This is a genomic window from Flavobacterium anhuiense (genome assembly GCF_050990855.1).
Taxonomy (GTDB): Bacteria; Bacteroidota; Bacteroidia; order Flavobacteriales; family Flavobacteriaceae; genus Flavobacterium; species Flavobacterium anhuiense_C.
On sequence record NZ_CP158861.1, the window covers coordinates 2044386 to 2068275 of the forward strand.

At 30.8% G+C, this 23890-nt stretch carries 25 protein-coding genes; 11 read left to right on the forward strand and 14 right to left on the reverse strand.

The window, feature by feature from the left end; genetic code table 11:
* Position 1: 1 nt before the first annotated feature.
* The 9 genes from ABTV69_RS09190 to ABTV69_RS09230 form a co-directional block, all read right to left on the reverse strand.
* Positions 2-850 carry a hypothetical protein gene (locus ABTV69_RS09190; RefSeq protein ID WP_433835650.1) on the reverse strand — a complete coding sequence of 283 codons (849 nt, stop codon included), beginning with the start codon at positions 848-850 and terminating at the stop codon, positions 2-4.
* On the reverse strand, positions 832-1425 hold the full coding sequence (locus ABTV69_RS09195; RefSeq protein WP_433835652.1) for a hypothetical protein: 594 nt from the start codon (positions 1423-1425) through the stop codon (positions 832-834). Before ABTV69_RS09195 ends, ABTV69_RS09190 begins: the two co-directional genes overlap by 19 nt.
* A gap of 551 nt (positions 1426-1976) precedes the next feature.
* Positions 1977-3062, reverse strand: coding sequence for a hypothetical protein (locus ABTV69_RS09200; RefSeq protein WP_433835654.1), 1086 nt, complete (start codon positions 3060-3062; stop codon positions 1977-1979).
* A gap of 77 nt (positions 3063-3139) precedes the next feature.
* The gene (locus ABTV69_RS09205; protein WP_433835656.1) at positions 3140-3883 is read right to left on the reverse strand and encodes a hypothetical protein; all 744 of its coding nucleotides are present in this window, start codon (positions 3881-3883) and stop codon (positions 3140-3142) included.
* Positions 3884-3969: 86 nt separating this feature from the next.
* Positions 3970-4191 (reverse strand): hypothetical protein, encoded by a 222-nt coding sequence (locus tag ABTV69_RS09210; RefSeq protein WP_433835658.1) that lies wholly within the window; start codon positions 4189-4191, stop codon positions 3970-3972.
* Positions 4192-4624: 433 nt separating this feature from the next.
* Entirely contained in the window at positions 4625-5560 is a 936-nt protein-coding gene (locus ABTV69_RS09215; protein WP_433835660.1) for a hypothetical protein, read from the reverse strand.
* 16 nt (positions 5561-5576) lie between these two features.
* On the reverse strand, positions 5577-7412 hold the full coding sequence (locus tag ABTV69_RS09220; protein ID WP_433835662.1) for a DUF262 domain-containing protein: 1836 nt from the start codon (positions 7410-7412) through the stop codon (positions 5577-5579).
* A 39-nt stretch (positions 7413-7451) separates the two neighbouring features.
* Entirely contained in the window at positions 7452-7925 is a 474-nt protein-coding gene (locus ABTV69_RS09225; RefSeq protein ID WP_433835664.1) for an exonuclease domain-containing protein, read from the reverse strand.
* On the reverse strand, positions 7925-8824 hold the full coding sequence (locus tag ABTV69_RS09230) for a helix-turn-helix transcriptional regulator (RefSeq protein WP_433835666.1): 900 nt from the start codon (positions 8822-8824) through the stop codon (positions 7925-7927). Before ABTV69_RS09230 ends, ABTV69_RS09225 begins: the two co-directional genes overlap by 1 nt.
* A gap of 408 nt (positions 8825-9232) precedes the next feature.
* Here ABTV69_RS09230 and ABTV69_RS09235 point away from each other — a divergent pair, with 408 nt between their 5' ends.
* Positions 9233-9652 (forward strand): hypothetical protein, encoded by a 420-nt coding sequence (locus tag ABTV69_RS09235; protein ID WP_433835668.1) that lies wholly within the window; start codon positions 9233-9235, stop codon positions 9650-9652.
* Positions 9653-10004: 352 nt separating this feature from the next.
* Here the strand turns inward: ABTV69_RS09235 and ABTV69_RS09240 are convergent, their stop codons facing one another.
* A complete protein-coding gene (locus ABTV69_RS09240; protein ID WP_433835670.1) occupies positions 10005-10469 on the reverse strand; it encodes a JAB domain-containing protein in 465 nt (154 codons plus the stop codon).
* Positions 10470-11097: 628 nt separating this feature from the next.
* On the opposite strand from ABTV69_RS09240, the gene ABTV69_RS09245 reads away from it, so the two are divergent.
* From ABTV69_RS09245 to ABTV69_RS09255, 3 genes are all read left to right on the forward strand, one after another.
* Positions 11098-11589 (forward strand): hypothetical protein, encoded by a 492-nt coding sequence (locus ABTV69_RS09245; protein ID WP_433835673.1) that lies wholly within the window; start codon positions 11098-11100, stop codon positions 11587-11589.
* Between the two features lie 158 nt (positions 11590-11747).
* A complete protein-coding gene (locus ABTV69_RS09250; protein ID WP_433835675.1) occupies positions 11748-12557 on the forward strand; it encodes a hypothetical protein in 810 nt (269 codons plus the stop codon).
* A 164-nt stretch (positions 12558-12721) separates the two neighbouring features.
* Positions 12722-13516 (forward strand): DUF1444 family protein, encoded by a 795-nt coding sequence (locus ABTV69_RS09255; protein ID WP_433835677.1) that lies wholly within the window; start codon positions 12722-12724, stop codon positions 13514-13516.
* A gap of 328 nt (positions 13517-13844) precedes the next feature.
* Here the strand turns inward: ABTV69_RS09255 and ABTV69_RS09260 are convergent, their stop codons facing one another.
* Complete coding sequence (locus tag ABTV69_RS09260; protein WP_433835679.1) at positions 13845-15641, reverse strand: ATP-dependent nuclease; 1797 nt, start codon at positions 15639-15641, stop codon at positions 13845-13847.
* Positions 15642-15952: 311 nt separating this feature from the next.
* Between ABTV69_RS09260 and ABTV69_RS09265 the strand changes: the two genes are divergently transcribed.
* Together ABTV69_RS09265 and ABTV69_RS09270 are read left to right on the forward strand one after the other, a co-directional pair.
* On the forward strand, positions 15953-16927 hold the full coding sequence (locus ABTV69_RS09265; RefSeq protein WP_433835681.1) for a DNA cytosine methyltransferase: 975 nt from the start codon (positions 15953-15955) through the stop codon (positions 16925-16927).
* Positions 16917-17663 (forward strand): hypothetical protein, encoded by a 747-nt coding sequence (locus tag ABTV69_RS09270; RefSeq protein WP_433835683.1) that lies wholly within the window; start codon positions 16917-16919, stop codon positions 17661-17663. Before ABTV69_RS09265 ends, ABTV69_RS09270 begins: the two co-directional genes overlap by 11 nt.
* 53 nt (positions 17664-17716) lie before the next feature.
* Here the strand turns inward: ABTV69_RS09270 and ABTV69_RS09275 are convergent, their stop codons facing one another.
* Together ABTV69_RS09275 and ABTV69_RS09280 are read right to left on the reverse strand one after the other, a co-directional pair.
* Positions 17717-18967 carry a relaxase/mobilization nuclease domain-containing protein gene (locus ABTV69_RS09275; RefSeq protein WP_433835685.1) on the reverse strand — a complete coding sequence of 417 codons (1251 nt, stop codon included), beginning with the start codon at positions 18965-18967 and terminating at the stop codon, positions 17717-17719.
* Positions 18952-19347, reverse strand: coding sequence for a plasmid mobilization protein (locus ABTV69_RS09280; protein ID WP_433835687.1), 396 nt, complete (start codon positions 19345-19347; stop codon positions 18952-18954). Before ABTV69_RS09280 ends, ABTV69_RS09275 begins: the two co-directional genes overlap by 16 nt.
* A gap of 451 nt (positions 19348-19798) precedes the next feature.
* Between ABTV69_RS09280 and ABTV69_RS09285 the strand changes: the two genes are divergently transcribed.
* Together ABTV69_RS09285 and ABTV69_RS09290 are read left to right on the forward strand one after the other, a co-directional pair.
* Positions 19799-20260 carry a hypothetical protein gene (locus ABTV69_RS09285; protein ID WP_433835689.1) on the forward strand — a complete coding sequence of 154 codons (462 nt, stop codon included), beginning with the start codon at positions 19799-19801 and terminating at the stop codon, positions 20258-20260.
* Between the two features lie 41 nt (positions 20261-20301).
* Entirely contained in the window at positions 20302-21339 is a 1038-nt protein-coding gene (locus tag ABTV69_RS09290) for a hypothetical protein (protein ID WP_433835691.1), read from the forward strand.
* A 212-nt stretch (positions 21340-21551) separates the two neighbouring features.
* Here the strand turns inward: ABTV69_RS09290 and ABTV69_RS09295 are convergent, their stop codons facing one another.
* Positions 21552-21944, reverse strand: a complete 393-nt coding sequence (locus ABTV69_RS09295) for a helix-turn-helix domain-containing protein (protein WP_433835693.1) — start codon at positions 21942-21944, stop codon at positions 21552-21554.
* 173 nt (positions 21945-22117) lie between these two features.
* Between ABTV69_RS09295 and ABTV69_RS09300 the strand changes: the two genes are divergently transcribed.
* Genes ABTV69_RS09300 through ABTV69_RS09310 form a run of 3 tightly spaced genes read left to right on the forward strand, consistent with a single transcriptional unit; the run spans position 22118 to position 23671 of the window.
* Positions 22118-22975, forward strand: coding sequence for a hypothetical protein (locus ABTV69_RS09300; protein ID WP_433835695.1), 858 nt, complete (start codon positions 22118-22120; stop codon positions 22973-22975).
* Between the two features lie 11 nt (positions 22976-22986).
* A complete protein-coding gene (locus tag ABTV69_RS09305; protein WP_433835697.1) occupies positions 22987-23334 on the forward strand; it encodes a hypothetical protein in 348 nt (115 codons plus the stop codon).
* Positions 23335-23353: 19 nt separating this feature from the next.
* Positions 23354-23671, forward strand: coding sequence for a hypothetical protein (locus ABTV69_RS09310; RefSeq protein WP_433835699.1), 318 nt, complete (start codon positions 23354-23356; stop codon positions 23669-23671).
* Positions 23672-23890: the final 219 nt, after the last annotated feature.

The window sequence follows — 23890 nt, forward strand, 5'->3', positions numbered from 1 at the left end:
TTTATTTTTTTAATTGTGAATAATAATCAAAAGTATTTTTGTTTAAGTGATCTAAATAATCAATTCTGGTGCTGCTTATAACTTTATTGCATTCCAATTTTAAAATTTCTCTAATTTCGTTTTGACGAATATGTGATCTCCAAAAGAAGATACCAGCAATAATAATAAAGACAACTGTGGATATTGGCCAGGGTAATTTTGCACCGATCACACCTATTAGTCCTAATAGTACTATTATTATTTCTGGTGTAAATCCCAAGACTGCATCGGATAACTGATCAATTATTTCCGTATTAATTTTATTAATGATTTCTTTAACTGTTTTGTCTTTACTATGGAAAGAATCTATTGATGCAATAGGCAATCTCAAAAAGGAAGGATTTCTTACGCCTAATATTTTTGAGATACCATTGTTGCGCTGATTATTAACTCCGTCTGTATAAATTTCAACTTCGTTTCTGATATAGGTTAAATATGATGTACTTCTAAAATGGCGATCAATTTTTAGTTTCCAAATTACTTTTCTTGTGTTCTCGGATTTGAATGGAATGTCCCACAATTCACCAAATAACCTTAGAAAACTTGTCTCATTTTCAATAAATTTTTCAATAGTGTTTTCATAATATTGTTTAGATTTTATTTGTAGCTCCTCTTGAAAAAGTTCGTTATGCTTCAATTCAAACTCTTCGGATTTTTCAATTAAATATAGTGATTCTTCTTTATTTATTGGTTTTCGGGAAAGATTGAATTCTTGTTTTGATTTTACTAATTCGGTTTTGTTTTTATTGCAAGAAGAGAGAATTACAACAATAATAGCACAAAAGAATAATTTTACTTTAAAATTTCCCATATAGGATCATATGTGTTTTTGAATTTATCAACCAGTAGAGGTGGATCAGTAAACCATATAAAAGCCATGTCAATAATATAGATTAAAATGGCTAATAAGATTGCTATGGAAAATGCGATAGCAATAATTGAGAAAAAATTAATTTCTACCAATTCAATAGATACCAAAAGAAAGATAATGCATAGCATTATAATCAGCCAGATATAGTGGTTTTCAATAAAAAATCTACTTTTAAAGATCCAGGATTGTTTTGACGGATCTATTTCATCTAAAGTTTTTTCTTTTGCAATTAAAGTTTGATTCAATACATTTTTAAATTGTTTTTCTGCTTCAGGCGTATTAATTGTTTCACCATTTAGTATTCTAATTAAAGAACTTGGTGAACAATCAAAAATTCTTGCTAACTGATTTATGTCATTATCATTTTTAATTAGTAATTCCCTTATAATTTCCTTTCCGGTCATTGAGTCTAGTTTTTCTTCGATCAAGGAATCTGTGCCATTGTCTTTTGAGCAGGAAATTGATATTAAGCAAGATAAAATTGTAAAAAGTAATAAATATATTTTTTTAGTCATGTTAAATTTTTAAAGTTCAAATATAACGCTTTATAACAATCTTTTTTTTGATGAGACTCAGTTTTTCTGCTATTCTTAATTAAAAGTATTTTGCCCTTTTATAATCATATTTTTATTTCTTCTTCAAATTTAAATTGTCGAACTGCCATTTAGTGTCGGTATTGTTTGTTTTCCAATTTTATTTTAGAGCGACACAAAATGACAGATTCAAGTGCTAAAATTGCATCATAACTAAAAAAATCAAACATATGTTATTTCAATTTTTATTAAACATTGTAGCATTTATTATAAAATGCATAGCCTGGATAGTTGTCGCATTTTTGGCAATTCCATTTGGAGTCTATTATTTTCTCATGAGCTATTTTCCACAATTTACATTGGCCTATGATTTTTCTTTTTGGACAGTGTTCTCAATTTTATCAATTATCGGTTTTGTTATTCTTTGGAAACCAATTGTATGGACAGTTGGTATTATCCAAACGTTGAGAGCAGGGGCATAACTTTTAGAAGAGGTTTCGGCTTAAACTGAAACCTTTTATTTTGCTTTAAAGTTATTTAGCATCTAATATTTCATCGTGTTTATTTACTAATGGATCTAGCCAATCTGCTTTATCATTTGCCCATTTTAGCCATTCTAATTTTTCAGCTGTCAAATTGTTGTTAGAAATCAAGTTTTGATGTTCCGCTTTGATGTATTCTCTAATTAATAATGACTGATTATATTGTCTGGAAAGTTCGACAAGTTTATTAAATTTTTGAATTTCCTCATCTTTTCGTTTTTTTATTTGATTATTTCGCTCTTTTTCTTCTTCATATCTCAACCAGTAAATTCGAGATTCTTCCTTTCGAATTATTTCTTTGTCGGCATCGATTTCGAGTTTTGCTACTATTTTTGCTAGCTGATTCTCTAGTTTGACTGTTCCATCTCTCCATTCTTGGGCTCTGAAACTTTCTCCAATTTTTAAAACTAGTATTCCGGTAGGAAGATATGTTGAACCGTATGAGCCTTTTTCAGCCGGAATTCTCTTTTGTGCTTCTCGCAAGCTAAAGGGGAAGGGAATTTCTTTGATCATAATATGAGGGCCATCTCCATTAATATCTCTTTTGAATGAATGTCCTCTATAACGGAGAAGTTTTACGAACATATCCATAATTATTAGAGCTCGAGTGAAATGTTCTTTTTCAATTCCGTAAATTGATAGTAGATTTATTTTACTTGTTCGGTAGTTATCATGACTATACTGCCCTTTTGTTTTATATTCTCTTGTTTGGGTTATTAAAATATCTGGTTTTGTTAGTTTTTCGGGAACTTTCAAGGGGGCATTTTTATCACTAAGAATTTGTTTCGTCAATATGGTTAAGGGAGTTTGATCAATATTGATAATACTTCCTTCTTCTCGTATTGTAAACTCAATTTCATTTTCACCATTAAAATTAAGATTTAGAATTTCTTTTTTGAAAGGTTTGTTATGTTTTAATTTTAGCCAGTATCCATTTCCAGGAAGAGGAATTTCGTACTTCTTACAGATTTTCTTAAATCCATCATTTGATAAAGCATATTTTTCCAAAATTTTTGAAATAGTAGTCGACCAAACTAAATCGTATAGTTCTGTTCTAGTCAGTTTAGTAGTTTCCATCTGTCAACAGTTTATAATTAAAAGTAATCATAAAATTGAAAATTGAAAAGGGATAATTGTATTGCTGTAAACTAATATTAAATTGATTTATGAGCCATTTTACTTAGTTTGTTGTGACGTTCTTTTGTAGCTACTAGTAATTCGAGTTGAATTGTAATTTCTTCAGTTTCTTTTTTACTTTCTAATTCTAATTCGATCATTTTTATTGTTGCCGGATTAACTAGTTTTTTTAGGAATTGAATGAATTTTGAACCTGATTTTTCAGACCTTAGTTTATCTTGTAAATTTTCTATTTCGGATGTATAATAATTATGAAAAAAATCTACTATCAAATTATACTCGATTATTTGTTTCTCATTAAATTTTGCATTTAAAAATAGTATTAAATTAGTTAGCTCAAAATAAATTTCTTCTACTGTAAATATAAGTTTTTTGATTTTTTCTTTTATTTCTAAAACATGATTTAGATGTAATGAAGAAAAAATCCATAAGTCATTTTTTAGTTCGTCATAGTCCTTTATAAGTTGTTTTAAGCAATATAGCAAATCATCTGCAATGTTTTTGGTTTGATACGACTTCTTCAAAAAAACTAATTTTTCACCGTACAACTTACTTTCAAGATGATTGTTTTTAATCTTCTCTTGATAATATCCGATATAATTTAAAATTTGTAATTCTAAAAGTTGCTGTTGTGATAGTAGTGTTTTTGCATTCGCAAAATCTAATTTAAAAATGTGTTTTTGTTGTTCTTTTTTTAGTTTAGAAATTTGCTTTTCTATGTTTGTTATGCAAATTATTAATTCATTATAATTTCGAATCATAGGTAAAAATGGTTAGTTTACTTTGGAGTAAAAATAAAACGACACACTGTCAAAGTATGTCGCTTTTAATAATTCGGGAAGAGGAATTAGTTTCTTTTATGCCAACTTCTTCCATTTGTAGTTGAATAGTAAAGGCCTTTAGAAGTAGTAGCAAGGATCTCTTTGCCATTGTCTGTTAAATCTTGAAAATTACCGTATGAAGATCCAGAATATCTTACATGCCATGACCTGCCAGATGTTGTTGAGTATTCGATCTTATTAGTGTTGCTAGGGTTAATTCTAATTAATTCATTGTCTTTGGTAATCATTTGTGACATAGTTTTTGTTTTTTAGTTGATGCCTACTTTAGATTTGGTTTTCGGCTTTCCCACTAACAAAGAAATGATATTGGTGTGCCAAAGTGTGACTGTTGAATTATTTATCAAATGAATATTTAATTGATATTGCTTCAAATTTTTTATCATTTAATGATTTTGCTTGGGTATGAATAGTTTGCTGATGCAATTAGTGTTACAGCTAATTTGTCACACAGTATATAATCGACATTTGTAGGTATTGTGATAGCAGCATTATAATTTTTCTTTTTTTAAAATATATTTATAATTGTAATTTTTTTGTAAAAATATTTTTGTGCTATGCCGAATCGTATCTGTGAAATTTTATAAAAAAAAACTGTTACGGAAGTAACAGTTTTTTGAGACTCAGCCTATAATAGATATATACTTAATTGTTTAAATAAGATTATTTATCTTCTAACTTCATGTAGCTGTGCAAAGTTCTTTCTAAAATATCTTTATTGATTTCTTTGCTTTCTATTACAGGGGATTTATTTTGATCATTATAGTATGTCTTCATATGTACCTGCTCGTAGATGTCAGCAAATCTTTTAAAGTTAGTTAATTGGAGCTCTTGATTGTGTGCCCAAGCTTTCATAAAAATATTAACCTTTTCAATTTCAAAATTTATCATTTCTTCATCATCAGAAATACCATAGCGACTTTTAATGTCGACAAGAGCAGATCCATATTGATCAGCAAATACAACTGCGTATTCCTCAGATTTAGCTTCACTTATTGCTTTGTCGTAGGCGTAAGCATACTCCTCGCAGTAGATTTTACTGAATTCTTCGTTTGCTATTAGATCAGCATACTGATGGGCATAGATTTTTGATTTTCCTTCTGTCAATTTTTTTTTATAGATTTCAGAATACTTTCTAGCTCTTTTTGCATAATTAAAATAATCACAGCCTTTTTCAAACTTAGAAATGAAATATTTTTCAAAAAAATCATCACCTGAATATGATTTGCAAAGAATCAATAGTTCTTTTTTAGCCAATTCAGGATTTATATTTTTTAATTCATTGTAAACAAAAATATGGGCTCTTTCATCTTCTTCTGTGCAATTAGCTATTGCAAATGCCCATTCATCTCCATGACCTTTTGAAATTTCTTTCATGACTAACTCGATGTGTATCTTTGTGACAATAAGAGCGTCTGATTGAACAGATTCTCCTTCAGCGAAATCCTCATCTCTATATTGTTCATTCTCTTTCAAAAAATCCTTAAAGCAAGTTTCATAATACATTAAAAATTGGTCAAAGTATTTTTCAGGCATGCCGCTTTCTTCAAAAATTGCTGTTAATTCAGTTGTAGTGTGTGCTGTTCTTAAATGACTCATGTTTTTTAATATTAACTTACTTCCAGATACCTTCTTTGTTTATTATGCGCTCTTTTACAAACTCTCTAATAGATTCGTTTCTTTCTGTTATTTTTTGAGCAAATTCATTTGGATCTGTCCATGTTTCAATTTGTTCTACAGTCTTGACCAACCCAAATTTCCTGAAGGAATGTAAATGTTTACTTGGTGATCTATTTGAATCAGATGAATTTGCACTTGAGGTGGATAAGGAGAGGTTTCCGATACCATTGATAACATTGTTAATCTCTTTCCATATTAAATCTGCCTGGTCTTTATTTTCTGAATAGTTTTCAATTCCTAAATCCTTCCATTCAATACTTCTAGCAACAATATGGTCTATTGAAATGGAATCTTTTTTATAAATATTCTTTCTTATATCTTTGTAATCTGCACCATGTTCTATTTCAAATTTATATAGAAAATAGGCAGTTTTATTCCAGCCATAAGCATGCTTGACCCATTTCTTTTTCTCAACTTCAAATAACTTATTTGCATTATTTCCTAGGTGCTCCCAGTGGTATGAAAATTTTTTTTCTCCTCTGTAAAAGCTTGATAGTAAATCATTACATTTATTTAAATCAGATCCGTTTTCAATTGCTTTGTAAATACTTTGAAATGTACTTCTAAATGCTTTTGCATTATAATAATATCCATTCCAGTATATTATTTCATAACATATTAGAAAATTTTCCCAACGTTCGATTAATTTATTTTCAATTGGATTTCCCGACCTGAAAGCTCGAAATAAAAATATAATGCTTCGGTTTTTATCTAATAACAATACATCTCCAATTAGAGGGTTTTCTTCATCAGCTTTTGGTATTTTATTTACCAGAATATCCATGGATTTTCCAAATTGCTCAGCTACATTTATCGCATAATCAACAATTTTAGTCTTTTCATTTCTCTTAGTTAGTGCTTTTTTTACATATTCAAACGAACCATTGTCGCCAGCTACTCCTTGAGGTAAGCTAAATTCTTCATTTTTATATCCGTCTTCAACAGCTTGTAAATGATACATCAAAATATTGTCTAAGGATAAATCCCCACGTAGCCATACATCACTTGCTTTCTCTTCCATTTCAAAAATACGAGCAAAAGCATTTTGAATTTTCTCAATGTCTTCATGTGGGTTTTGTGAGTTGATGTAAACATTTTTCATCAATAAAGCCTTCACTTTTTCAGTCTCAGAAAGTGCTATCCCACGTGTATTATGTAATTCAAAAATCTGTGAAGCAACCGCTTTATCATTATAGATGGCAACAGAACAATGCGCTTTGTCTATTACTGCTACATATTTGTCAATTTTATCAACATTCAATTTTGGCAACTTTTTCTCCCCTGAAAAAGAATCAATAAATAATTTGACGGCTTCGACCATTCTGATGAAAGACATGGTCTTTGTTTTGGTATCGTTTAGTAATTCCGTTAGTTTTTTATTTATATTTTCTCCACTTGTTTCTAGAATGTTTATAATAATATTTAAACCATTTTTGTCATAAGAAACGGGTGTCAAATTAATCTGTTTATAGTATTCACAGTCTTTCTTCAGGTGATTGCATACTAACAAAAATAAATAAACAGTACTGATACGTTGTTGTCCGTCTATTAGTTCATAATTATTGGATCCAAGTTCTCCTTCCAAAATATAATGACCCAGATAATAATTTTTATCTGCAGATTCCATGTCATTTGTTTTATCGTAGTATTCCAATATATCATTAATGAAAGGTATTATTTGCTTTTCACCCCAGGAGTAAGCTCTTTGATAATCAGGAATTGTAAAGAAATAAGGCTTAATTATCTCGCCAAATGTTTTTTGTAGCTCCAAAATTCTAGTTTTTTTTAGGTTAATGTTTTTTTCTTTTTATTAAATATTGTAACATCTTAAATACAACTCCGCACAAGCCTTAGCATCACTCAGTGCATCGTGATGGTTTAGCAGAATGTTATGTTGCTTGCATAAGTTTGATAAGTTTGATCTGTAAATTTTATAAGTACAGATTTTATTATAGTTAGGAATAGGTAAATTAAAATGCAGAAGTGTTTTTTCTAGAACAGGAAAATCAAATCCAAAACCATTATGAGCCACTACATTTTGATTCTCTATAAATGGCTGTATGAGTTGCCAGATTTGATTAAAACTAAGAGCGTTAATTGTTTTCTTTGATGAGATTCCATGAATGTCACTAAATTGGCTCCAATAGAAATTTCCGGGTGGTTGCACTAGTAAATCTATTTCTTTAGAAGTTATTCCATTTTCAATTCTAACCAATCCGATTTGACAAATACTATTTCTATAACCTGTGGCAGTTTCAAAATCTATCGCAGTAAATGTGTTCATTAAATATAAAGATTAGTCATTTGTGAAATTCTATTTTTTATCTCTTTCTGAAGTCTGGTAGGAGAGACGACTTTTACATCTGCACCGTATTTCAATAGTTCCATTACAATATCATTAGTGGTATGTAAGTAAATTTCTACAAGTAGCGTATCATCATTTTCTGTTATAATCTTTTGAGATTCATGAAGAGGAAAGGTTTTAATGTAATTACCTTGTTTGTTAACAAATTCGAGAACTACTTTTTCTGCTGGAGAATAAGTTTCTACACCGAAGGCGTGCTGAAATTCTTTTTCCACATTATATTTAATCGGTTTAAACTTAGTGTCCGTAACATTTAAATTTGAAATTCGATCAAGTCCGAAAGTTTTCACTTTATCGTCTTTTTTATCTAAAGCGATTAAATACCATCGCTGATGAGATTCTTTTATAGCAATAGGATAAACTTCACGATTAGTGCTAAAGTCATCCCAATGCTTCTGGTGAGTGAATTTTATAATATAAAGATTCTGTATGGCATGAATAATACCGTGAATGTTTTCCGTACCGGATGATTTTCTTTTTTCTAGAAAAACACTAGGGGATAACTTGTTTCCTTCTTGCAAAGCATGATGAATAGAAAAAGCATCCATTATTCGTGTAACCGATTGATCTTCTATTTCTTCTTCATCAATACTATAGGTTTTGTCTTTTCGGTTGTAATTAATTACAATTCCAAAAATATCTAGTATATCTTTTTTGTCACGCTCAAACGTTCGAACGGAATATTCAAAATTAGTGTCAATGTCTTCATTTTCTAATTTACGAATAATATGCTTTTGTAAATCTTTAAAGTCACAGTTGTGGCTTCTTAAGCGATCTATAATATACAGATATCTTTTGAAATAAATTAATTTGGACATAGTTGTTTGGTTTTATTTTTCAAAAGTAAATCACATGTCTGTCATTTTGTGGCAGAGCAATATAGATGTGAAAATAAGAAATAAGATACTGAGTGAAGTACGGTTTTCCGTAAAATAGTATATTTTTCTATAATAAGACCTTGTATTATTAATATCAACAAATTTCGTAATTCCGTCATTTGCATTTTATAGTAAAACTACCTGATTTTAGATCATTATGTAAAAAATAAGTCAGACATCATAAAGGTATTTATATAATAAAACACAAATTGACTCTCGAAAGTGAAATTAAATGAAACAATGTAGTTTTTTTAAATATTCAAATATTTTTACTCCGACGTATTATGGCAGTAAATGTTGTTTTATTTGTATTATTAGTTTTTATCAAAATCATTTAAGATTATAATTATGCCAGATTTAGTTTATGAGATGAAAGAGCATCAGACATTACATTGGTTGCTTCAAAGTAACGAATTTGCTTCGTCTTTGGTCTATTTAGTTTGCGGTATACAATATGACAATTTGTATGTAATTAGCGGTCATAATTCAATAGAAATTTTCAATGACGAAGTGAAGGTCGTTATTCTTTTCTCAGTTGGTTATGTAAATAAAAATTACCTTAAAATTAAGGATGTACGACGCGTGTATTATATTATCTTTTCTCCTCTCTTTAAATATGAATCGTTGCTTAATGGTTTAGATATTATTATGATAAGTCTGAAAGAGTGGTTTTATTTGATTAGTCGTTCTAAAAACGAAGATGCTAATAGATTGCACCGACTTAGTAATTTGGAAATTAAAGTGATAGTGGAGGACTTACCTAGTTGAGGAAATTAATGTGATAATTATTTAGATGTTAATTACCATACCTTAAATAAATATACTTAAATATTGTGCAACTTCATGATATCTGTCTTTGTGAAATGGTTAGCCTAAGTATAGAAGATCGTATAGTAGACGACGTTTGAGCAAATTTAGATTATAACTATATAGTTCAAAATTTAAACAAAATAATTTCAATAAAAAGGCACTATTCTAATTTATCATCATTGGATGAGCAGAGCCAGCAATGGATAATTTGGCCTGAAAAAAAATCAATTGGATGGATCACCATATCTGTACCTCTGGTGAAATCTTTATAGAACATGACTTGAAGCAATATAAAAATGGTAAATGGCGCCTACAAGGCGCCTTCATCCGCAAAGGAGTAATAAGTCTCCGAGGTGATGATCAGATGATCCAATAGTTTTATATCAAGCAGTTCGCCTGCCTGTCTGATCTTTGCAGTCATATGTTTGTCTGCTTCTGAGGGATTTGTATTGCCTGAGGGATGATTATGTGCAATCATAATGTTTGTGGCATTTGCTTTCAGAGCTGCCGAAAAGATCATCCGAAGATCTACTATTGTTCCTGTAATTCCTCCTGAGGACATTTCGTAAAGCCCTAAGACTTTGAATGAATGGTTCAGGAATAGTATTTTAAACTGTTCAAAGTAATCTATCTTGTCCTGATCCCATGAGGAATTCAAAAGATGGTAAACGTCTTGAGAGGATTTGATGTGTGGCCTTTCTGAATTTTTTACCTTTGATCTGTAGACTAATTCAATTTCCGATACGATCTGCCAATTTTGATTTAAGGTTTCCATAATTTCTAAATTTTAATTAATTATGGAACATCAATCGGGATTCATCCAGCAAGCGCAAAAAGCAACGCAATAAAGCAGGATTTTTATCCTGCATTTATGGGGGAATTTTTTGCAAGCGCCCGCAGGTGATTCCCGAACTTTGTGACGAAATTAAATGAGATATTATAATAATGTGCCTTTTGTACAGTCAAAAAACAAATTCAATATAACGATGGTTCGAATCCCTCCACGGTCACATTTAATAACAAAAGTCTAGCCGTTATTAAATTTGTAGATTTTTAAATTTCTAGTGACCTTGACGGTACAGAATTCGAACCATTTAATGCAAGATTTAAAGATTTTAAATGAGGATTAATTTATGATTCGGGGAGTAAATATATTCCCAACCAAACATCTAGAGGAGAAAAAATAAAACAATAAGATGGTGGCTGAAATTTTAAATCGCAATAAAAGCTATAAGTTAACAACTCTTTGAACTAATTTCTGGATTTAGTGGAGTTATTATTTTTATTCCTATTTTCGTTTAGCCGAAAATACTCGGTTTCATAACCAGCAAACCGCTTGTAGCATCAACATATTTGCGGTATTCCTAAGAAGAAAGAAATTCAATAATTTAACAATGTAAATAATGCTTACAACTGGGAGAACAATTTATCTAGATTCAAAAATTGTAAAAGGAAAAAACGAAATAAGTCTAGATTTTCAAGATAAACTTAAATTTATTGGAGTTCATCTTTATTTTGATTCCAAACCAGAAATCTACTTATTTTCCTCTGTCAATGATATACTTTCCCACGCCGAAAATAAAGACAACTATTATTGTTATTTAGAATACGACGAAAAAATAGCTTTCATCTTAGAAAAAATAGACGATCAAACTGTTATTGGTGGTAAAAATGTTTATTCTGATAGTGGTGAATGGAGACTATTTATCAATTCAAAAACAAATATTGTTGTTCAACAAGATAAACCCACAATATCAAATACTTATTTTAGACATTTTCCTTCTAATATAAATTTTTATATAAGTCTGAGTTATCTTTATTATGTTCTTAGAAATTATAAAATTGATAACAATTTAATTATTAAATCAAAATTTGAATCACTTACAAAAAAATAAGATCTGTCGTCAGCTGCCTTTATAATCGATTTTCGGATTCAGTGAAATTACCATTAAAAATAGTATTTTAGTTACCCCTAAAATACTCAGTTTCAAAATCCCAAAATCGCCCATAACATCAGTACGTTAGAACTCATTATCACAATTACATAACTAAAATGACAGCAGAATTTGATATAGAAAAAATAGTGCAGTATTTAGATAAATATAAATCTGAATTGCCGAATTTGTATAATTGGAATGCGAAAATTGAACGATTAGTCGAACTTGAAACCTTGACAAAAGAACAAATCACTGTTATTAACAAATTGTCTCCTTATGAAAAAGAACTTCAGCTTAAAAAAATCGTTGGACAAAAATTAAACGAAACTCTAAAAACAAATAAGACTTTATTTAACCAACTATGTCTATGGGTTATTAAAGATTGGGGAGGAATCATAACCGCTAACGATAATGACACTATAAAACTTATCGAAAAGTTTTTAAACCAAGATAAGCCCGATTTTAACAGAATTGCAAGCTCTTCAAAAGTTGGAGCTTACTTGTTTCCTAATAAAAATATAATCTATGATTCTCGCGTTACATATTCACTAAATTGGATTATTCTTTCCGAAAATGCTGGTCGCCAATTCTTCCCTATTCCAGAAGGCAGAAATTCAAAAATGTCAGCTTTTGACTTAAATGTTCTAATAAGACTAAAAAATATTTATGCATTTCAACCGACAGACATAAAACAATTAGACAACAGGCTTTTTATCAAAAATGCAGACAAAAGGCTCTTCATAGACAAAAAGGTAGCTTATTATGAGTTGAACCAACTGGTAAGACAGATAAATCGAAAATTATGGGAAGGTGACAGTGAAAAAGAAAAAGACTTATACTATACCGAGATGTTACTGTTTTCAATCGCAGATCGAGAAATATTTATAGACATAACGAAAAAGTGGAAGGAACTGAAGGAAAAATAACTAGTGCAAACAGTAGTTACAATCCATTTATGGATTTAGTAAAATTATCGTTCTTATTCCTATTTTCGTTTACCCGAAGATATTCAATTTCATAACTCGCAAACCGCTTATAGAGTCAGAACGTTAGTTTCAATATCACATATCACAAAAAACTTAATTAGTAAATGTTTTTCAAAAAGAAAAAAATTACACCTAAAGAATTTTCTCAAAAATTTTTTAAAACTCTAAAATCAAAAGTTGATAGATTAGAAATAATTGTAATTACGGATTGGGAAATAACAACCAAATGCGGTGAAAGAGAACATACTCATTTTATGAATAATGCATATTCTGAATACCAAAGAGAACCAAATGAACTTAAAGATATTTTAAATAGATATGTTAATGCCACCGCAAGTCTATATGAAGAGGAAAAAGCAATTACATTAGAAAACATAATTCCTATTGTGAAAGACATTAGATATATCGCAGAGCTTGAGCGTTTAAATTCTGATTATAAAAGCAAACATGTTTTCGAACAATACAATGAAAACCTATATATATTTTATGCAGAAGATAACGAATTAAACATAAAATATTTGACTCAAGAAGCTTTTAATAATTTAGAAATTCAATTTGATAAATTGAAAGAATTAGCGATTGAAAATTTAAAGCGCATATTGACAATTGAGAGACATGGTGAAAATGGTTACTTTATGCTAACTGCTGGCGGAAATTACGAATCAAGTTTAATTCTTTTGGATATTTGGACTGAAGAAAATTTCGACGTAAAAGGTAATATTATAATAGGTATTCCCTCGAGAGATTTACTGTTAATAACAGGCAGTGATGACATTGAAAATTTAAAAAAAATTATTGAAACAGTCGCTGAAATAAATGCCGAAGGTGATCATTTAGTTTCAGAAAAAATATTTGAATATATTGATGACCGTTTTGAAGTCTCTGAGTTAGGCCGTTAGTCACCTTTTTTAAATTTGAAAATAAGCGCTAGAAAAGATTTTAAAAATGATATTAACTACAAAATTGATATAAAAGAAAGCCTTGACGGGGTTCGAACCAAAATTTCCTTTAAATATGGCTGTTTTCAAAATATAGAATAAAATCTTAAAATCTTCGAACCATAAAAAAGCCTGCAAAATATACGCTTTGCAGGCTTTCATTTTTTATAGTGACCTTGGCGGTACAGAATTCGAACCTTTTACTAGAAGATTTAAAAATTTTAAATAAAAACTTTTAAACTGGCAATTTGAATAATTCCATTAGCATATTTGGCATTTAAAAAAAAAATTAATCTTCATCTTTTCCAATAAATGGAGGCAAAACTATTACAGCTGCTAACATTTCATGTAAATTGTCAATATCATTCCATTCTGTACAATTTTGAGGTAATTCCTTTTCATGATCAATTAATGCATTAAATAATTTTTCAACTAACTCTCTCTTACCAGAATCTGTTTTTATAGTTTCTAAAGCATTATAAGGTTTATCCTTTTTAACTTCTTCTCCAAAATATGCCTCTTCAAAGTTTGGTAACGAAGCAATTAATCTAACACGTACATTAACAGGCTTTTTTTCTACTTCTGCTAGAATGTTTGGGTTATTTCCCCAAGCGGGACTGCGTTTCGTTCCTTCTTCGTTCCATGGTCTATCGCTATCATGTAATATAGAGTAATTTGTGCCAAATTGGTTTAAAATTTTAATCAAAGAAACAATAGTGGCTTTACCCCTCGCTCTAATAATATGAATATTATTATACTTGTCAGGATTTAGGTTTTTAATATAGTTAAAAGCTGTATATTCGGTATCTCCTTCTACGATTACTACTGAACCACCGAAGAAAAATTCGGCTACATAAGGATCGCAGATGTTTAATAGCTTTAAGTTTTCCTTATCATCTTCACCTAGTTTAATTTTATCAGGTCTAAAAACAGTTGTTCCTTTAACAATTCCTTTTTTGTTTTTTTCTACCCTTATGATAGTGGTATTATCTCTGTCGAAATTAATAAAGATTGGAGAATGAGTAGTTGCCATCACTTGCCAATTACTATTTTTTGGTAATTCATACAATACATTACTTGCTTCTCTAATTGCATTCGGATGTAAACAAATCTCAGGTTCGTCAATAAGCAGTAAATGTGGTCTTGTTGGTCGCCCATCAACTGAATTTCTGTTTGATTCTGATAAATACTTTAAAGCAGTCCATAATAGTGTTCTTCTAGCCCCACTTCCTTGTTTATCAATAGAGCTTTTATAGCCATCCTTAGGTCCCATCAATAAATTTGTTGTAACAGATTTAAATAAAGAGATAGATTTATCAATATTGTTGTTGGCATCTAATTCAAAGTCGATAATGTAATTCGGAAAAACTTGAGATATCAATTTAGACAGCTCTTCATTTGCTGTTTTTATTTGTTCTTGTGACTCGTCGATTATCTTATTTTGCAACACTTTTAAACTATCCAAAAGTTTAAAATATTCGTTTTCTTCTCCGTCAGATTGCAAACCCAATACCTTTTCATTGATTGCTGTCATTAGCAGATCTGCAATTGCTTTTGCCTGTACATCTGGATTATCAAAAGCCAGCACGGGATGAGGTTCGGGTCTTCTTAGATTTGCAACATTTGCAAAACCAAAGGGAGCTTTTGTATCCCAATTCTGAATATCAACATTATATCCAACTCTATTTGGTAATTGTCCAGGTCCATTCCAGGTCCATTTTTCTTTTACTAAAAGTTCATTTTTTTCTGTTTTATGTAACCAATGTGCGCCGACTCTTTCTTCAAATACAATTGAATGCAGTTCAACCTCTGGTAGATTTTCCGGATCGACAACATTGTTTGGGAAATCATCAATACCTAATATAGACTTTTTTGAACCATCATGCATTACTGTTTCGTATGCTTTAAGAATTGAACTTTTGCCAGCATTATTAGGACCTACTAATACAACGATATCATTTAAATCAATATGCACTCCCTCAGCCCCAATACTTCTAAAATTTTTAATGATTAATTTGACAAGCCGTGGATTCGGCATTGAAAGAATTATTTTTTCTTCTTCTGATATTTCATTTTTTTTTGCCATGTGTTTGGTTAGTTAGATTATTAATTAGTTACAGGATTATTAACAAATTTGATATAAATCATTGGATTAATTATCAGTGTTTTTACGTGATTTAATTAATGTTTTTATTATTAATTTTAATTCTTTAAAGGGTAATTCCGTAATTTAGATTTTTTTACTCAACCACAATTTCTTGAAATTTGAGAGTGGATGTAAAAAATGAATAGTAAATTTGCATCTTAATTGCTCAAAACAATCATAAAGAGTTAAACATTCTGTTCAAAAAGGTAAGAAAATCAACATTTGAATAGGTAAGAATCATATAAAAAGACATGGAAAAAATTAAATTTATAGATCTATTTTGTGGAATAGGTGGTTTTAGAACTGCTATGGATCAATCATGTATAGAAAACAATATTATTCCAGAATGTGTTTTTTCATCAGATATTGATAGTTTTTGTCAAGATAGCTATGAGGCTAACTTTGGAGAACGACCATTTGGAGATATTACAAAAATTGATGAGAATGATATTCCTGATCATGATATATTGTTTGCTGGTTTCCCTTGTCAATCATTTAGTATAATAGGTAAAATGAAGGGCTTTGATGATGTTCGCGGAACGTTGTTTTTTGACATAGCAAGGATATTAAAACATAAAAAACCGAAGGCTTTTGTGTTAGAAAATGTAAAGCAACTCCTAGGTCACGATGGAGGGAATACTTTGAAAACTATTGTAGATGTTTTAGAAAAAGAATTAGGTTATAGCGTAAGATTCGCCGTCCTAAATGCACTTGATTATGGTTTGCCTCAGAAAAGGGAAAGAATAATAATCGTTGGACATAAAGAGCCTATTTTATTTAATTTTCCTTCACCAATAAAACCATTTAAGCCACTAACTGAAATTCTGGAAAAAAAAGTTGATGCAAAGTATTTTGCTTCAGATATGATATTAGAAAAAAGAAAAAACAAACATAAATCTGCATATAATTTATCCATTTGGCACGAAAATAAATCAGGAAATATAACTTCATATCCCTATTCTTGCGCCTTACGTTCTGGTGCTTCACATAATTATTTACTAGTAAACGGAGAAAGAAGATTAACTCCGCGAGAAATGTTCCGTTTACAAGGTTTTCCAGATAGTTATAAGATTGTTGTGTCAGATGGACAAGCAAAAAGACAGGCAGGAAATGCTGTGCCTGTAAATCTTGTTAAAGCAGTTATACTAAAACTTTTGCCGTACGTCGCAAATAATATGGATATGACATCAGTATTAAGAGATTATGAAGTAGGTTATGGAGAGTAATCGATCGCCAAAACTAAGAACTGTCAATAAATCAGTATCAGCATTTCCATTAAATGATTTTCCGAAACAATTTCCTTTTTTATTAGGAAAAGAAATTATTTATCTTCTTGCTTCAAAAGGGAAACCTGAACTAGAAGGTTCTGAATGGGAGTGCATTTTTGCTAATTGCATCGGAGCTGACTGGAAGCCCTCAAATGTTGGTTTAGATGATGTAGTAATGGGCAATACTGCTTGGGGAGCAAAATCAATTAAGTCAAAGTATCCCTCAAAACAAAAGAAGGTAAGATTAATTTCGGGCAGAAATTCACCAAATTATTCTTTTGGAGAACGAAGTGATCATAAAGCTGATCCTAAACTAATTGGGGAGCTTGTATTAGAAATTTGGAATGAGAGAGTGTCGTCAATTCGTGAAAAATATAAGCACTTAAGAACAGTTGTGCTTATGAAATCCGAAGATTTAACAGAAGTAGTGGTCTTTGAATTTGATACTATTAGATATGACCATGAGCTTTATAAATGGGAATGGAATAAAAATGGCAATTTAACAGGGTATAATATCAAAACAAATGAACACTGTTTTACTTGGCAACCCCATGGCTCTCAATTCACGATTATTGAAGACGTTCCAGAAAAATGTTTGGTTATTAAAATCAAGCAACCAGAAAAGTTAGATAAAAATGTTATTTTAGAAGCATTAGGATTTGATCAATCTTGGGTTACTGTTTCAAAAAAGTGATCTAAAATGAATTTAAAATAAAAAGGAGACAGATAGTTAATCTGTCTCCTTCTTTAATTCTTCATCCCTCTCATAATTCTCTTTTTCTTTTTTTGTTTAAACTGTTTTGAAACATAGTCATTCATTTTTTCACCACGCAGCAATATATCTGCGAGATTTTCTTTCACATAATCTCTTAAGTCAATATTTTGAAAGTTTTCTGAGTTTGCGGAGAGGGAATTTTGATGCTTTCTTTCAAGTGAAAGAATGTTGATAGCAAAGCTTTCCTGAATTCCTTTTGCACTGAATTCTTTTCCTATAGTGCTTCCATTGACAACCGTCTGTGTTTTGAAGTCGATAAAAGTAATTCCATAAAGTTTTCCCTCACTGCTTTTTCTTAAAATAGTATGAATCGCTTCATCTTTGAGCCTTTCGGATAATCTCTCGACAGAAGTCATTCTTTCATTAAACAGAGCCTGTCTCAAAGCATTTTTAACGTGGCTTTTGCCGTATTGTTTTTTTGTTTCATTTATCCTGAATTTTTCCTCCAGAAATTTTAAGGTAGGTCTGCTATAGAATTCGCTGGCTTTTATCGGCACACCTATCGGTTTTGAATTCTGGTCAAGTATCTTGTAAAGCAGTCCATTGTTTTTAAAAACTCTCGATTCTTCACTTCCTCTGTCAGCATGAACATTATAGAGGTTTAAAACCGCGTTGAGTTCAGGCAGACTCGAATATTTATAATCAAATAAAACCTTATTTAAAACTGAATTTATTGCCTTTCTGGACTCTGCTTTTCCATATTGGACTCTGCCGACATCTATCGGATTTAATGAAAAGTTTTCTTTCTGTTTTCTTCCTACGGCTTTTACCAGCCCGAAAAGCTCTTCAATTTCTTTTCTCGCAGGCTCTGATTTTTTAACGCCTATAAGGTGCAGATCAATTCTTTTTCCGTTTCTCTGAATGTTGTTTGTCACTATATGGCAGTGAGGATGCCCCGCATCATAATGCTGATATACCAGATAAGGCTGTCTGCCGAATCCCAGTTTTTCCATATAGGTGTCTGCAATTTCAATCAGCTTTTCTTTAGAATGATTTTCCGACGGGTCAAAATTGAGCGATATGTGAACACTGTTCCGCTTTGCATTTTCATTCAATGAAGACAGTTTTAAAAAACGGTTCAGCTTCTGGGTAAAGTTTAATTTCTCTAATTCAAGAGGATAGTTCACGGCGTTAATGCACTCAGCCACTCCTTCCTTAACTTTATTTTCGTTATAGTTGAGAATGCTGTTTATCGAACGGCTGGTTTTTATGACTGCAACCATTGTTCCGATATTTTTTGGGTATGACTGCTGATTGCTTCTAATTTATTAGAAAGTGCTTTTCTTTCCAGATCAAATAAAAACAGCTGTGTCTTAAACTCAGGAATCATTTTCAGCGTATTTACTTTTCTGGCAATCTGGTTGATGTTGTTTCCAATTGAACGGAGTTCTGAAGAAAGCACGACAGTTTCTTCCATTAAATCATCTAAAGACTGGTTGCGGTAAGTGCTTGTGATTGGTCTGCTGAATATGTGCCTACGGATATAGTCGCTTAGTTTTCTGCAAGTGCTTGCCTTGAACTGGCTTTCAATTTTTGCATACTCTTTCTCTGTCAGGCGCAGGGTTATCCTGCGTGATCTGTTTGAATTTTCTCTTTCCATCATTTTTCCTTTTCATTGTTTTCAAACTCTCTTCTTTTAAGATTCTCCACCGTCGAGTTCCGAGGCAGAAGGTGGCAAGATAGGCGGTTGTCAGACAACCGTACATCTTGCTGATTGCAGGAACGTGGCAATCTTTGGAGATTTTTAAAAGCAGGCTTCTAATTTAAATAAAATATTTGAATCGATCATGCGCAAAATATGTGCATGATGGCTGTAGAATGTGACAATGGATAAATGCTTAAAAAAAGAAAAAGGAAAAAAAGAAAGCAGTCTTCCATTGGACAGTCAGACAGTTGAAGTGCTATAAGTCCCGAAGGGCATTTTTTGAGGAACGAAGAAAAATGTTATGCGCACTTCTATGGCTATGTCCAATACCTTGCTTTACTTTTTTTTTCTTTTAAAGAACTTTATTAGAATTTTAGTTTATTTTTATAATCGAACATTACAGGAATTTATGGAAGAATATAACGATTTTGATAAACTAACTTTAATATTATCTGAAAACAAAATATCTTCATTAGTTGATGATTCAAATGGATCAAATATGAAATCATTTCATAAAAGATTGACAAAAAAGAATATTCCAAAAATTTATGTAATTAAAGAAGGCGATTTATTTCTTTATATTGGCGTAACATCACAATCTTTAACCTCTAGATTTAGATATGGTCTAAATGCTAATGGGAAAAATGGTTATCATGGCTATAAGTGGAAAACAAATGAAAGAGTACAATTATATGTTTGGTGCTTAGAAACATTAAACAAGGAACAAATTGAAAATATTGAGTCAGAACTGGTCTTTATTATAAGAACAAAAACTGGAAAATGGCCTTTAAATCAGAAAGAAATTCACTTTAATAATGAATTTGATGATGGAAAGGTAATCGCGAAAAAAATATTTAGTCAAATCCAATAATGCATTTAGTATAAAGTAATAAACATTCAAAAGATTAATAGATGAGTAGAAAAGGACGAGAATTTGAGATTGAATATGAAAAGTATTACAGAATGCTTGATCCATCAATATATAAAGTTGAGTCTCCAAGCTTCTTAATAGATAAAATTACAGGAATCAAAAGGGAGGTTGATATATTAATTAGCTTTAAGGATGAAAAAAATATTGAAAGAAAGATTTCCATTGAATGTAGGGATCGACCAAACACAGTGCAGGATGTCACGTGGATTGAGCAACTTGCCACAAAAAAAAATGATTTAGGTATAGATATTACCATAGCGACAACAACAAATACATTTACTAAACCTGCAATTTTGAAAGCACAAGCTTATGGGATTGTTGTCCAGACATCTATTAAAGTAGATGAAAACTTTATTAAAAAGTTAGCTCAGGTTCATTATTATACTGTTTCATTTTTAAAAGTAAAGGCTATTGATCTGATGTTTTTTGATGATTCAGGTTTAATGAGAGACAAAAATTCTATAAAACTTAGTACCACACAAGAGGAAAAAAATACTATTGAAGAATATATTAATGAGTCGTTTATGTGGTCTAACTTTATAAATACAAATTACCAGAAAATATATAGCTTTACTGAGACTGGTATTGAATGTTTTATGAACAATCATAAAATTGATATTGGTGTAGATCATAAAATCGCAAAAAGGATATTTAAACACAAGACAATTGCAAAAATTAATCTTGAATTGGGAATAAAAGCAGTTAACATTGAGATACCTTTACTTGAGGGGTTAATAATTAATGACCCCATTTCAGAATCTTTATCTGGTTATAGGAAAGAATTTGAGAATTTGGATTTTAATATAGAAGAAGTTAATTCAAGTGATCAGGATTTATTTAAACTAAAAATAGATTATAAAAGTGTAATTAATGAATATTTAAAACTTGTTTCCATTTTATCTCCCCCAAATTTGGAAGATCTTATGATGAAAGAAGGGACTCAGATACAAATGATTATGGATAATTTTAAAGGGGATTATTTTTTTGGAAAAGTGATTTTTAAAGAAATCTGGACATAAACAGTCTTATATAGCATAGAATAATTTTCAATGGATATTATAATGCAAAGACATGAATTCCTAAAAAGGTTACTTAATTCTTTATCCAATTATTTTACCCGTCAAAAATAAAACTACAATAGAATTTGATATAGATAAAATTGTGAAAACAAAAAATAAAGAGACTAACGAGTCTCTTTATTTTTTTGAATTAATATATCTTTAAAAAAAACTTATTTGTCTTTTAGTAATTTTTCCAAATATTCTACTTTGTCTTTTTCTGCTTGAACCAAACGTTCATAAAGCTCAACAACCTTATCTAGCGGATTAAAGTTAATAGTATCTTGTCGCCCAAAATTATTATTTGCAACAGCTTCATTAAAAGTGTTGAAATAATTAATTACACCTTCATCAGAAAAATTCTTAATTGCTTCCACACTTACATCTAAAGCTTTTGCTACTTCTTTTAATTTTTCATCATCAATGGTTTCGCTGTTTTCCAAAATAGAAACAGCCTGCTGGTTTGTTCCCATAGCCTGCGCCAGCGCTTCCTGCTTCATGTCTTTCAGTTCACGGATACGGCTGATCTTGCGCCCCATGTGATTTGGTTTTGTTAGTGTGCTCATAGCTCAAAGGTAATAATTAAGAATAAAAAAGCCAGATTTATGTATGATACATATTTTCTTATGTACGGTACGGAACAATTTGATAGCGTACCATACGGGTAATTGCTTACTTGCCAGTGTGTTTAGCAAAAATACAATTTTTCAGACAAGTATTAACTAAAATGAGTAAAATTATGAAAGCAATTCAAAACACCGCATCCGATTTAATTTATCGAGTTATTTCACAGAACATCGATCCGATAGGCATTTACTGTTTTGCAGAGAAGAAAAGCAGTTATACTTTTAATGAGCCTTTCCAGAAGCCCAACCAGAAAGAAAAGCATGTCCATCTTTATCTGCTGGTCATAGCAGAAGAGTTCGAAGATAATATCGGCAATGACATCACCGATAAAATAAAGAGCAGATCAAGAGGTAAAATATCCGTAACTATTCTGCTTCATAGAGTGAGAAATATTATAAAACTATATGGAGACCAGCAGTATTTCTTCTGGAATATTTTTAAGAATGCGCAGAGAATCCATATAGACGCATATAGATCGCCTATAATCTGGGCTAAGAATCCAGAAAAGAGATATGTGAAAAGCACTTCAGCTTACGCAGGAGATAGAAAAAATGTTACTGAATCGATCTGGGATCTTATCTATAATAACGACCAGTATTTTTCATATGAAGTCAGAATGTGCTCCCTTCATCAGATAGTTGAACAGACCTGCCTTTCCCTTATAAGGGTATTTCTGGGATATACGCCTAATCATTTTTCTCTTGGCTACTTATTTGAGCTTTGCGAATACTTCACGAGCTTGACTTCCGAATACTTTCCGAGAAACAGCAGGGATGAAAAAAATATGTTCAAGCTTCTGAAAAAGAACCCAAACACGCTTCGATTCAGCAGAAGGAATAGTTTTGATTATCTGTACTATGGGCTGATGGAAGACAGATGCCGTGATTTTATGAAAGAGGCAGAAGTTCTGATTCAGAAAGAACTGGAGAGGCTTGAGAGAATTCATCTGGAAGAAGCTTTATCAGCATAAAAGCCGAAGTTATGGAAACCGATGAAATCAAAAAACTGGAAGACATCAGGAGGTTAAGCGGAAAACTGCTTAATACCCTGAAAAAAGCAGAGGATAAAAGAGGGATGTATAATGCAGAGATCAGGGTTTATGGCTATTGCGAACTTGGTTCAGTTGTTAGAAACCTAATGAAGCTCTGCATTATCGCTTTAGATTACGACAGCGCAGAAGTTCCGCCTACGATTCAAAACCAATACATTGATGTTGGACTTATACTGGGTATTGCATTGCAGTTATTTCCAGTTGACGAACTTGAATTTTTAAATGAGATTACGGATCTGTTTTCAGAAAATAAAGAAGAAACAGAATGTCAAGATTAAGATTTAATATTTGAAAATTATGGAGACTGACAAAATAAAAACACTGGAAGAATTTAAAGATTTTGCATCCTATCATTTTAAGCTTCTGAAACCTGCTGAGGAAAAAGATGGGGTATCAATACGAGAGATAAGATTTTATGGTTATGCAGATATGACTTGTCTTGGAGTGAATCTGATTAGAATGTGCCTGAACATTGTTTATTCGGATGAACTGGATAACAGGGATATTTACATAGGTTCAGTTCTGGAACTTGCACTTCAGCTGATTCCAAGTGCAGAAATAGAAGTTCTGGATGAAATATACAGAATGCTCAATGAAAAAAAAGAAGATAAATGAATACTGGGCATATCAATGGTTTAAGTACCGTTTTCATGAACATATTATGTCCATGACATTGAGAGAAAAGCATTTTATCTTTGTTAGAATCAAAAATTGGATTGAGTGATGATAGGTAAATTTTACTTATGATTCTCAGTTGATTAGATTTTATATTTGTATTATCCTGCCCAAATTTTGCATAGGATAAAATGAAAAAAGTGTTTTAACTTTATAGCG